The 12,736-nt window shown below is 53.2% G+C and carries 7 protein-coding genes; 3 read left to right on the top strand and 4 right to left on the bottom strand.

Annotation, left to right across the window (positions count from 1 at the left end):
• Positions 1 to 49: 49 nt before the first annotated feature.
• Complete coding sequence (locus SNR34_RS05875; RefSeq protein WP_486181410.1) at positions 50 to 970, bottom strand: S-layer homology domain-containing protein; 921 nt, start codon at positions 968 to 970, stop codon at positions 50 to 52.
• Between the two features lie 422 nt (positions 971 to 1,392).
• On the opposite strand from SNR34_RS05875, the gene SNR34_RS05870 reads away from it, so the two are divergent.
• Both SNR34_RS05870 and SNR34_RS05865 read left to right on the top strand, forming a co-directional pair.
• Positions 1,393 to 3,144: an ABC transporter ATP-binding protein gene (locus SNR34_RS05870; RefSeq protein WP_486181409.1), complete on the top strand. Its 1,752-nt coding sequence runs from the start codon at positions 1,393 to 1,395 to the stop codon at positions 3,142 to 3,144.
• A gap of 103 nt (positions 3,145 to 3,247) precedes the next feature.
• Entirely contained in the window at positions 3,248 to 4,993 is a 1,746-nt protein-coding gene (locus tag SNR34_RS05865; RefSeq protein WP_486182410.1) for an ABC transporter ATP-binding protein, read from the top strand.
• Positions 4,994 to 5,204: 211 nt separating this feature from the next.
• On the opposite strand, the gene arfA is transcribed toward SNR34_RS05865, so the two are convergent.
• A complete protein-coding gene (gene arfA, locus SNR34_RS05860) occupies positions 5,205 to 6,713 on the bottom strand; it encodes an arabinosylfuranosidase ArfA (RefSeq protein ID WP_290371442.1) in 1,509 nt (502 codons plus the stop codon).
• A 178-nt stretch (positions 6,714 to 6,891) separates the two neighbouring features.
• Between arfA and SNR34_RS05855 the strand changes: the two genes are divergently transcribed.
• Positions 6,892 to 7,797 (top strand): ArsR/SmtB family transcription factor, encoded by a 906-nt coding sequence (locus SNR34_RS05855; RefSeq protein WP_438286862.1) that lies wholly within the window; start codon positions 6,892 to 6,894, stop codon positions 7,795 to 7,797.
• 152 nt (positions 7,798 to 7,949) lie between these two features.
• On the opposite strand, the gene SNR34_RS05850 is transcribed toward SNR34_RS05855, so the two are convergent.
• On the bottom strand, positions 7,950 to 8,753 hold the full coding sequence (locus SNR34_RS05850) for a C40 family peptidase (protein WP_236415373.1): 804 nt from the start codon (positions 8,751 to 8,753) through the stop codon (positions 7,950 to 7,952).
• 646 nt (positions 8,754 to 9,399) lie between these two features.
• Positions 9,400 to 12,669: a glycoside hydrolase family 48 protein gene (locus SNR34_RS05845; protein ID WP_486181408.1), complete on the bottom strand. Its 3,270-nt coding sequence runs from the start codon at positions 12,667 to 12,669 to the stop codon at positions 9,400 to 9,402.
• Between the last annotated feature and the right edge of the window lie 67 nt (positions 12,670 to 12,736).

Genomic DNA, 12,736 nt, shown 5'->3' with positions numbered 1-12,736 from the left:
GATGCGGTGGGTTCTTCTTTTTTTATGGCTTTCAGGAATTACACGCTGCTTATTTGCCCGAAGGTCGTGCTTCGGCAGTGTATCCGGATGGGATGTCCGTTTCGGCCGTCACGTTGGTAATGACCATCGGATACATTTTGTCCGGGTCAGGCTGAACGATCGAATACAGCACGATGGCACGTCCATCCTTTTCCAGTTTGACGTCATCAATTTTCAATCCGTAGCCCGGGTGCGGCATCTCGGCAGAAAGCTTCACTTTGGTCGTCTTGTCGTCCACTTTCGTCGTTGTTACCGTCGGCACGATGCCCGCCTGTCCCGCTCCCGGATCCACCGGTGCAGGCTCTGTGGAGCCTCCGTTTCCAAACTGGTCGATAAATTCCAGTGCGTTAAAAATCATGCTTGCGGCCTCCATGCGGGTAAGCGGCTGATCCGGACGGAAGTTCCCGTCTTTGTCCAGCTGGATGATGTTCATGTTGAGCAGGTTCTGGACGGCGGATTTGGCATTCTCACCGATGCTGTCTTCATCATTCACGACGTTATATCTCATAATGACCGGATAATTCCCCGTTGTGGCAATCCCTTCTTGAAGAAGGATCACGAACTGTTCGCGCGTCATTTTGGCCTGCGGATTCACTTCTACGGGAATGGACAATCCATTCTGGGTCGCAGCTTGCACGGCATCCGCATACCAAGTGTCAGGACTGATTTTGCTTTGCGCAGGGGATGCGTACGCGTTTTTCAAACCAAATGCTTTGACGATCAACTGAATGCCCTGCGGTTCGGATAACGCCTGATTCGGCTTGAACAGATCCGCCGTCACCCCGTTTACGACGCCTTTGGATTTGAGCGTATCCACGATCGTTTTCTGTCCTTCATCCTGCAGGTCCGAGAATGCGAGCACGGATGCACCTCCCGCCGTCAACGATACGCAAAGAGCGAGTGTCGCCGCCAATCCTTTTTTATGTTTCATTTTGACACCTCCGATAGTAGTTTAAACCTGATTGCCAACCTTCACCCCTACAGACGGCCCCTTGCTTCAAAATGTTTCACCAAACCTGTACATTCCGGTTTACATATGGTTTAAATGATGTTATATGAACATTCAACGCAAAACTCTAATGCATCAGCTTGCTCCGCTTCATTGACATTGCTCCTCAATAGCGCAACAATAGTAGTTGTCAGCATGAAAGGACGTCAACGGACGTTACCTATCGACTGCATGTCGTGCAGTGAACTGATTTCGTCGATCGGCATACGGAAATCCGTTCATATACGGATAATCTTCGAATTCGTTCGCATAAAGTAAAAGGGCATGACACCTTGATTCGGGTGTCGGCCCTTTTCTACGCTCTGCATCGATATCTTTGAATTCAACAAAGGAGAACCATGCCTATGTCCAAACGAGAATTGCTGCGAAGCTACGTGATCAGCCAATGGCCCGTATATGCGGTTGCCGTGGTCCTGATTATCGCCTCCAATGTCGGGCAGGCTTCCCTGCCCCGCATTTTGGGCAGCTTCACGGACCAACTCATGCAGAACAGCCTGCGTATGGATACGGTGATGAGGTACAGCATCATCTTGCTGGCGGTGGCTATTTTGTACAACGTGTCGTTCGGAACCGGACAGTTCATGATCATGAAGCTGGGACGCCGGTTCGAATTCATGACCCGCGAACGCATTTTCGGCAAGTTTTCCGAACTAAGCGAGCACTATTTTTCCAAACAGGGCAACGGCAAACTGCTTAGCTACGTGATGAACGACGTCACCTCCGTTCGCGAGGCCATTTCCAACGGGGTGACCACCATGACCAATGCAACCTTTCTGTTATTGTCCTGCATCATCATGATGCTGCTCAGCGGGATCCCGCTGTCCTTGATGATGATCAGCGTGCTGCCGCTGCTGGCTATTCCGTTTCTGGTCGTCCATTTTGGCCCGCGAATTCGTAAGCGCTCCCGTGACGTGCAGGAAGCTCTCGCCGACATGACCGAATCGGCCGAGGAACAATTCGGCGGCATCCGCGTGACCAAAACGTTTGCCGTGGAAGATCAGGCCCGCGCACGGTTCGGTATGGCGGTAGATGCCATTCGGAGCAAACAATTGCGCCTCGTGCGCATGTCTTCCTTGTTTCAAGCGCTTCTTCCGTTATTCGGATCGTTATCTCTCGTCGTTTCCCTGCTTGTAGGCGGCATCATGACGATGCAGCATACCATTACGCTCGGCAGTTTCGTTGCATTAACCTTGTATCTGCGCATGATTATCGGACCGCTGCAGCAAATTGGCAATGTCATCAACACGATGCAGCGTTCCGGGGCCTCTCTCGAAAGGGTAAACGACCTGTTGGCGGAAGAGCCCGACATTCAGGAAGCTGCGAATGCCAAGTCGCTTCGCTCGATCAGGGACATATCCATCAGCGGCCTGTCCTTCGCCTACCCCGGCAGCCCTGCCCCCGTCCTGCAGAACGTGGAATTGCACATTCGCGCCGGGCAGACGGTCGGTATCGTAGGCAAAACCGGTTCGGGCAAGAGCACGCTCGTCAAATTGCTGCTGCGCACGTACGAGCCTCCTGCCGGAACCATCCGCATCAATGGAACCGACATCCGCAAGATATCGCTGGAAAGCTTGCGCGCCTGTATTGCCTATGTGCCCCAGGACGGTTTCCTGTTCAGCACGACCATTCGCGACAACATCGCTTTTAGCGATCGGTCATTACCGATGGATACGATAGAGCATAGCGCCAAGCAGGCCATGATTTACGAAAATATCATTCGGTTCCCGGATCGATTTGACACCAAGCTGGGCGAACGCGGGCTTACCCTGTCGGGCGGGCAGCGCCAGCGCACCAGCCTCGCCAGGGGATTGATCAAACAGGCTCAAGTGCTCATCCTCGACGATAGCATGAGCGCGGTCGATGCCGTCACCGAAAGCGGCATCGTGCGCGGCTTGCGCAAGCTGGGCAAGGACCGAACGACATTGATCGTGTCCCACCGAATCAGCGCGGTCCGTCATGCCGACCATATCATCGTGCTGGACGAGGGACGGATTGCCGAACAGGGAACCCATGCGGACCTTATGGCTGCAGAAGGGCTGTATGCGGCGACCTATCGTTTGCAAGAGGAGGGATTGTACCATGACCGAACGACATAGCGGGAAGCCTGACCCGATGACTGTCGAGCAGCATGCATCGTCTCCGGCGAAAGGCGATTCCAGAGCGTCTGACGCATCCGACGAGCGGACCTCCTTCAAATCGATGATGACCTATACCAAGCCGCACAGGCTCGCCTTTCTTGGCATTTTTGCCTGCTCGCTGCTGGGCATTCTGGCTGATCTGCTGCAGCCCTATTTGGTCAAGATCGCCATAGACGACCATTTGGCCATCGGGAACACAAGTACCGGTTTTCTTATGCAGCTTGCTGCGGTATACCTGGTTCTCGCCATAACCGGCTTTGTGTTCACCTACGTGCAAAACAATTTGCTGCAGCATGTCGGCCAAAGCATCGTTTCCCGCATTCGGAAAGACATTTTTCACCACATCACACGCATGTCGATGTCTTTCTTCGATCGGTATCACATCGGCAGTCTCGTCACCAACGTTTCTCGCGATACCGAGACGATCAGCAGTTTCTTCACCCAAGTTCTGCTCAGCCTGATCAGGGACGGCATGATGCTTGTGCTGATCCTCGTGTTCATGTTCCAACTGGACCCTGTGCTGGCGGGTTACTCCCTGGCCGTGCTGCCTGTCATTGCCGTTGTTGCGATCTTGTTCCGCAGCAATCTGCGTAAAGTGTATCAGAACGCCAGAACAAGGTTTGCGCGTCTGATCGCATTCACTGCCGAAAATCTCGCAGGCATGTTTCTGATTCAGGCTTTTCATCAGGAGAAAGAACAACAGCAGCGATTCGGGGAAAAAAATCTGCAGCACCTTCAAGCCAACATTCGCCAAGCACGCTCCCATGTCATTTTCAATCGCACATTCGACATTCTGGGCAATGCGGCACTGGTGCTGATGGTCTGGCTTGGCGGGCGGGCCGTATTGAACGAATCGCTGCAAGTCGGCGTGCTCTATGCCTTCATCAGTTACATTCGGCAGTTCTTTCAACCGATCAACCAAATCACGATGCAATGGAATACGTTCCAGTCGGCCACCGTTTCCATGGAGCGGATCGCAAACATTCTGGACACGAAACCGGAGGTCGCCGAACCCGAACCGGCCAAAGCTTTCAAGCTTGAACCAAAGCAAGTGATGGGACAGATCGATTTCAACGATGTTTCCTTCGGATACCAGCCTGGCCAGCCGATCATCTCAAACATGGACCTGCATCTCTATCCCGGGGAAATGGTCGGCATTGTGGGCACGACCGGAGCCGGCAAAAGCACCTTGATCTCCCTGCTGAATCGCTTTTATGATGTCCACGAGGGCAGCATTGACATTGACGGCTTCGATATTCGGCACATTCCGCAGGCCACGCTTCATCGGATCGTCGGCTTGATCCAGCAGGAACCCTTCCTGTTCTCCGGCTCCATTATCGAGAATGTGCGCATGTTTCGCGAAGACATTACGCGGGAGCAAGCCATCGAAGCTTGCCGGTTCGTCGGCGCCGATGCCATGATCCGCCGGCTTCCTGAAGGATACGATACCCTTCTCTCCGAACGCGGAAGCGGCCTGTCCGCCGGGGAACGTCAGCTGATCTCTTTCGCCCGGATCGTGGTATTCCAGCCTCGGGTGCTGATCCTGGATGAAGCTACGGCGAATTTGGATTCGCATACCGAACTGCTCGTACAGCAGGCGCTGGAATCCGTGTCCAAAGGGCGCACGACCATCGTCATTGCCCACCGCCTGTCCACGATCATGCATGCCGACCGGATCATCGTTATGGAGCATGGCAAAATTGCGGAGGAAGGCACCCATGCGGAACTGCTTGCGGCCAGAGGCGTATATGCCCAATTGGTCGCGCATGCACGGGAAGCGGGTAACGACGAGGCCGTTTCGAGTTAAACCCATGCAGACGGGCAGATGCCCAATTACACTGTTGAAAACGACAGGAAATGTAGCAAGCTCAACTGGAGAAATGTCCGGTTGGGCTCTTTACATTCCGGACCAACCGACAAAAAAGCGTTCAAATGGACACCACTCCACCTGAACGCTTTCGTTGATTATGAACCTAATAAACGTTTGATGATTTCCCCGCCCGCTAACATGCCATCTTTTATTGTACTTTCAGTCGGATCACGTTCCACGAAGCCTTGGACAGGCTTGCAGTAACCAGACTTCCCGATACCTGTGCTCCTCCGCGGTTATGCGGAGCTACGCGGTTCGGCTCTGCAGCCGTATTGACCGCTTTGAGATCATCGCTTTCCAGTACGATATGCTCCAGCAGCGTGCACTCGCCAAAGCTGCGAAGATCCACTTCCAGCGGCAGCGCTTCATCCAGATGACGGTTAACCGCAAATACCGTCACTTCGCCCTTTTCTTCGTTATGCACCGCGATGCCTTCCAGATAAGGAACGTCCGTAATTTCTTTGGTATCGTATTTCGGCGATTGAATCAGCGGCACCAGCGCGGTTCCGCGACCGAACACGGAAGCATGCATGAACGGATAGAAAATGGTCTGTCTCCACGCTGCGCCACCGTTGTCGGTCATGATCGGCGCGATAACGTTGACGAGCTGCGCGAGGCAAGCCATTTTGACGCGATCCGCATGCTTCAACAAGCTGATCAGCATGCAGCCCACAAGCAAAGCGTCTTCATGGTTGTATACGTCTTCCAGCTGCGGCGGAGCGATTTGCCATGGGTCCAGCTTTTTGTCGCTTTCGTTGGAATGGTACCATACGTTCCACTCGTCAAAGGACAGGAACATCGTCTTTTTGCTGCGCTTTTTCGCCTTGATGTAATCGCAAGTCGCTTTGACCGTGTCAATGAAACGGTCCATTTCCAGCGAGCGGGCCAGGAACGTCGGCGTATCCTGCGCGGCATTGCCGTAGTACTGGTGCAGGGACAAATATTCCACGTGATCATATGTATGATCCAGGACGGTTGCTTCCCACTCCGGGAATGTCGGCATGCCGATCGCGGAGCTGCCGCAGGCAACCAGTTCAATCGTAGGATCGGTCCATTTCATGACCTTGGCCGCTTCCAGAGCTACTCGTCCGTACTCCACCGCAGTTTTGTGGCCGATCTGCCATGGACCATCCATTTCGTTGCCAAGGCACCATGTTTTAACGTTATGCGGCTCTTTGTAACCATGCTTGATACGAAGATCGCTGTAATAAGAGCCTCCCGGATGGTTGCTGTATTCCACGATGTTTCTGGCCGCATCCACACCGCGGGTTCCCAGGTTGACCGCCATCATCACATCGGTATTGGCCTGTTTCGCCCAATCCACGAATTCGTTGAACCCGAATTCATTCGTTTCGATCGTTCTCCAAGCCAATTCCAGCCTGCGTTTGCGTTCGGAGACCGGACCTACGGAATCCTCCCAATTGTAACCGGATACAAAATTGCCTCCCGGATAACGCACGATCGGAACTTGCAGTTCATTGACCAATTCCAGCACATCCTTGCGGAACCCCGCTTCGTTAGCCTCAGGATGGCCAGGCTCATATATACCACCATATACGGCACGACCCAGATGCTCAATGAAAGAACCGTATAAGCGCTTATCCACTTCTCCAATCGTGAAATCCTTGTCTACCGTCATTTTTGCTTTTTGCACCATAAAGTTCAACTCCTTAAATTAATAAAAAAATTAATTTAAAACCTATGGATCAATGTTCATATTTATATTAAAATCGATGTTAAGCTTAATTTCAACACTAAATTTTGAAAATGTTATCCTATTCTTTGAATTTATGTTTAAATTAATCCTAAACACATCTATTGGAGGGACCTTTGTGATCAGAGCAAATACCGATGCAGAATGGCTGCCCCTATATGAGGCACTGGCCAGCGAAGTCCGTCTGCAGATCATCCGGCTTGTTGCCGAAAGCCCCAAAAACGTCAAGGACATTGCAGCCGCGCTCGGTTTGAGCAGCGCCATCGTAACGATGCATGTGCGCAAACTGCAGGATGTAGGCATCATTCAGTCCAAAATGGTCCGCAAGGACGGCGGCACCCATAAAATGAACAGTCTTGCCGTTGACTGGATCGGCATCTCGATGCCGCAGGAAAGCGGGAGCTCAAGCAAGGTGCACGAGGTGGCGATTCCCATCGGGCATTATACGCAATTTGATGTATATCCCACTTGCGGCCTGGCCACCTCCAGCCATATTATCGGACAATACGACGATCCACGATATTTTCTCGATCCGGAACGCATGCATGCCCACATTCTATGGTTCGGGCGCGGATTCGTGGAATACAAAATCCCGAATTACATTTTGGCCGGGCAGCACATGGAAGCGATTGAACTCTCGCTGGAGATCGGGTCCGAAGCGCCTTCCGTCAACCCCAATTGGCCTTCCGACATTACGTTTACGTTGAATGGCATCAAGCTTGGGGACTGGACGAGCCCTGGTGACTCGGGAAACGGCCGCGGCGTATTTACGCCTGATTGGTGGAGCGAAAGCGTCAACCAATACGGCATGCTGAAAGTGCTGCGCATTACGGAGCAGGGAACGTTCATCGACGGCCAGCTGATGTCCGGCGTCACGTTATCCGATATCCCCATGGAACGCAATCAGTGGACGCTGCGCCTGTCAGTCGAAGAGGATGCACGGCATGTTGGCGGGCTCACCTTGTACGGGGAAGGATTCGGCAATTACAATCAGGATATTTTATTTCGGGTGTATTACCAAGAGTAGAGGGAGATATTCGATACGGGTTGGCGCCAAAATCAAAAAAGCTGCACGCCATGCGGTGTTTTCCAATGTAAAAATCATTGATAAACACCGCAGTGACGCGCAGCTTCAATCCAAACAGCTGCTTTGTTAATATTTGTCTCGCTGCGTCTGATTTACAGCGCGCTTCCGCCAAACAGGAAACGATATTCCCAGTGCTTGCCGGAAATGTCGCTGACCGTTACGCCGCCGCCCTCGTTCGAATACGTGTGCAGCACTTTGCCGTCTCCAAGATAGATGCCGGTATGCGTAATTCTGGCCGTCGATTTGTTCACGCCCGAATATGCGGAAGCCTTGGTTCCTTTATAGGACATAAAGTACATCAGGTCGCCGCGCTTCAGCTTGGTCCAATCGGTTTGAACCGCTCCTTTGGCTTTGACATAGTCGCCCTGTTTGCGAGAGTCTGCCGGCAGCGTGATGCCCAGCGCATCGATGAATGCCCGGCGGACGAAGCTGGAGCAGTCAAACGCGGCCGTACTGTTGCGGTCTGCCCCGTATTTGTAAGGCGTGCCCAAATATTTCATGCCTGCGGCGATCACTTTTTCCACGGCTTCGCTGCCGGTAACTGAACTGCTGCCCGCTACCGAAGAACTTGTGCTGCTGTTGCCGCCGCTGCTGACCATTTGCGTATATTTGGATGAAGAAGATATGTATCCTGTCTGGTTGCTGGAATCCTGTACCTTGTACCAGTACGAACCGGACGTGCCCAAAATGGTTACCGTCTCGCCTTGAGGCAATTGACGTACGACGCCTGCAGACGTCGAAGGAGACGTGCGCATGTTCACTCCCTGGATGATCTTGGCTTTGGAATTTTCTATCGTAGCTGCCGATACCTGGGCCGTGAATGCTCCAGTCGTCAGACTTCCCATCAACATCGCTGCCGTTACGCTTGCCGTAATGATTTTGCTTTTCCAATTCATGATGTCGTTTTCCTCCTGAAGTTACAGAATTTTAACCTGGTCCGTAATCCTACCGGGCTTGCCCCATTGTAAAGGCGCTGTCCAGAACGATCATCAGTCCAAAGTCCTGTATTGCTTCAGGCTGATTTGAGCACTAAGAATCAGGGCTTGTCTCCATATTTTTGATTCGGATGCCTCGCCGGGCGTCTTATTCAAAAGGTTAAAATATTGTAAACATTTGAGCTACGGCGATTTTGGATATGCAATGCACTCTTTTCATTCATGGATGAAGATGATGGTTCATATGACCCATATTTTAATTTCAAATCCCATAAGTGGTAAACATTACTACACGTAAATCGCAGCATTTTGGCGTGCTTTTCCCCATTCCTCCTTCATTCCGCAGCATCGTACGCCGATTGAATTTGACAATATACTTATATAAACCGCACTTAATCGTTCACACTAGGGCACTTCGAGTGCAGTACCATCTTCCGATGCAGCTTTCTTTCAGAAAGCTTTTAGCGCACGCTTTGCTTCTCCAGATTGGTTCTGCCTCTCCGTTAACGTGTGTTTGTTTTTTTGCGGTTTATATAGTCGCAAAAAAGGCCGGAGTTTCTCTCCGGCCCATTTCCTTTATTTCATTATTTTCCCATGAGACAGTCCATTACGGTTCAACGCCCCAGGCCTTTACGCCGTCGATATGCGCCGTTACTTTGTTCCAGGCGGCGAAGTCCGTCATTGCCCCGTCGTACGAGTAATCGTTGGTCTGATCGAAGCTCGCCCAATTCGTTTTGGAGAACCGTCCCTGGATCACGCCGGTCTCCGCGCCCGGTGCCAGACTGCCCGCTCCCGGCTTGAAGCCGATCTCCAGCACGGTATCCGCATTGCCCTTCGCCGGGTTCAGCGCGATGAAGGCAGCCTCCACGTTGCTGCTGCCGATCTGGGCATAGTCGCACCAGAAGCTCATGTCCACGTTGCCGTCCTTCGTAAAATAGTATCGAACCTTCACTTGGCTGAGGTCGATCGCCTCGGTGCCGGTGTTCTTCAAATTGAACTGCGGCGTAATGGCATTGCCGCTCGCTCCCGCCCCGCCATTGCGGTACTGCACCTCCAGCGTTCCCGTCCCAACCGGAGACGCGGTCGGTGTCAGCGTCACTTCGTTCGACAGCGTCTGGCCGTGGCCGTTGCTCGCTGCGATCCGGTACATGTACGTCGTCCCGTTCACGGCGGCGGCATCCGTATAGGTCAATGCCGTCAGCCCTGCCGCTACCTCTTCAAATGCCCCGCTCCCCGTTCGCCGCTGCACCGCATAGCTGTCCGCGCCGTCCGAAGCGGCCCAGGCCAGTACCGCCTGCGCATCGCCTGCCGTCCCTACGAGCGTGAACGCGCCGGGCAAGGCGCTGCCTGCCTGCGGCACAGCCGATGCCTGCGCCGACGCAGCGGATTCGCCTGCCGCATTTACGGCGGTTACGACGTAATAATACGTCTTGCCGTTCGTCAGCCCGGTGTCCGTATAGGTCGTTCCGTTCACATTGGCAGCCACTGCCGTGTACGGGCCCCCATCTGCCTCGGCACGTTTGACGGTGTAAGAATTCGCTCCCGAAACGGAGTTCCAGTTCAGAACAACCTGTTCACTGCCGCCGGCGGCCGTCAAACCGTTTGGCGCAGCAGGAACTTCGGTTTCCGGGCCGCTCCCGTCGCCAAGAAGACGTTCGAATTCGCCATAAGCTGTCGCCATGTCCACTTGGGACCAGAAACGGTGATACGTAAAGGTTGGCGCACCGTTTTCCCATTGTTTCGTTTCCGGATTGTAGGACGCCTTGTACAGGTTATCCAGGTATGCCCAAGCCGGGTCCTGCTTGATTTTTGGACGCAAATCGGAATAACCGATATAGACGCCATTTCCTCCCTTTGCAGGATCGGAAGGAATGCTGCCCGTGCCCGGAAGCGCATTGCCCTGTCCATATGATCCCGTCCAGTTGGCCGGAAGGTAGATCTCTTTAGCGAAGAAGCGGAAGTAATCTTTGCGCACCTCTTCGGAAACGATCCCTACCCCGTCGTTGTAGTCCCACGCCGTGTCCAGCAATTGCTCCGCCAAATCCTTCGCTTCTTGGCCTTGGGCGTTAAATGCGCCATGCTCGGCCTTGGTCGCCGCCGCGAAGAAGGTCAACGTTTTGATGTAACTGCCCAGTACCCCAACATCCTGCGACGGGTCTTTGGTCGTTACGCGGAAATTTGGATTGTTCGTGTAAGAAGAGAAACCGGTCCATGAATCCGGTTGCCCGTTCCATTCCTGGCTGCCTGGAATCCAGAACTCTCCCGTCGCTGGCGTGGTTGCTACCTGCACGTTCGTGCCGCCAAGAATGCGCTGTCCTGAATCATCCAAATAGTATCCCTGGGAATCCGTCACCGGACGTTCATTGACGAAAACATAATCCTTCGACCAGTCAATCCACTTGGAAATGACCTTTTTCGCCATCTGGAAATTTTCCGAGCTCAGATCGCCGTTCTGCGCAAGAATGTAGTACAGCTCCGCTACGCGCTCCATCGACCAAGCCTGCATGCCAAACCACGTATTGGAATCCGGATCGCGGTATACCGGCGCTTCCTGGTATGCCATATCGTAGAACGTGCTCGTTCCGGACGGATAAGCTTTATAGGCACCTCCGTAGCTGTTGGTAGCGCCGCCGCCGATCGCCCCCTCATGGGATTGCAGCCAAGTGTAGAATTCAAGCTGGCGCTTCAGCGTAGCGTTCCAATCCGCTTTGGCCGTGTTCGATTTCGGGATTAACCCGCCAGCAGGATCGGATAATGCATAAGATGCGACCGGATTTTGGTATCCCTGGTGCGTATGGCTGGAACCGATGCGCCAAGCCCAATTGCCGCCCTGCCCCAAACCGCCGCCCCAAGCGGTGTACCAGCCCATAAGGTACATGTTGGAATCTTTGCCCGTGCCTGCGGCCGGACTGCCGTTTTTGGCGCTTCCAACTTTCTGGAAATATTTATCATGCAGTCCGTAACGCAGGTAATCGCCCATCTTTTTGGCTTTATCGAGATAAGCCTGGTTGTCGTAACCCATTTCCTTCGCCCAATACAGTACTTGAACCGCGCGGGCATCCGCATCGGTGGCATTGGTATAACGCCATTGCGCTGCCGGTGCCTGATTCTCCTTTGTGAACAGGCTCATGAAACCCTCACCCGCTTTGCCGAACGATTTGTCGTCTTGAGACGGGTGCGGAACGGCTTCCCAGACGGACTCCTGTTCCCCGCGTTGGAACGTATTGACGTACGCTGCCGTATGGGAAGGATTCAGCAGGTTGCCGAAGCCGTACCAGTTATCGACGTCAAGCAGCCAGTGCATCAGGTAGGTCTGGTTGTTGCCATAGGAGGATTTCAGCTCTGCGTCCAGCGGGTCCCTTCCGGCCTGGTATTGCCCGTTTAATTCTGACGGATACTGATCCGGAAAGGGTTTCTCCGCAGCATATGTCGCCGGGCTGTTCGGATTATAGTGGCTCATCGTAGGCTGCTCTTCTTTGCCATCGCCCTCATTGACGGGAATGATGTATTTTTCCATGTTGTCCCACGCGGCCTCGAGCTTGGACCAGTCACCCGTGAAATGCCCATACATCGTTTCGAGCCACAACCAATAGCTGTACGCTTCGGAAGTCGTCATGTGCCCATAATCCGGCGCTTCGCTGATCAGGGTTTCAACAGAGTGATAAGGAATTCCCTCCGGAGAGAAATATCCGTTGGCGGGGTCTTTCAACTGTCCGTACAGCTCCATGAAGCGCGCTTCATTGATTCCTTCCGCTTGCAAAGACTGCTCTTCGGCAAAAACCGTTTGCGGGCCTGCCCAAAGTCCCGTATACCCGGTGAGCATGACCGTTCCGGCCAGCATGGCCGCCAGGCTTTTTTTCGCAGCTGATTTCAACATGATACATACCTCCCTGTAATCTTGGAAATAGAATGGAATCGATGTTGTTTTCCCTGCTGACTGCAAT

Source organism: Paenibacillus sp. XP01, assembly GCF_057364885.1.
Note: the sequence above shows the minus strand (reverse complement) of the source record. Positions and strands in the feature narration are given on the sequence as shown.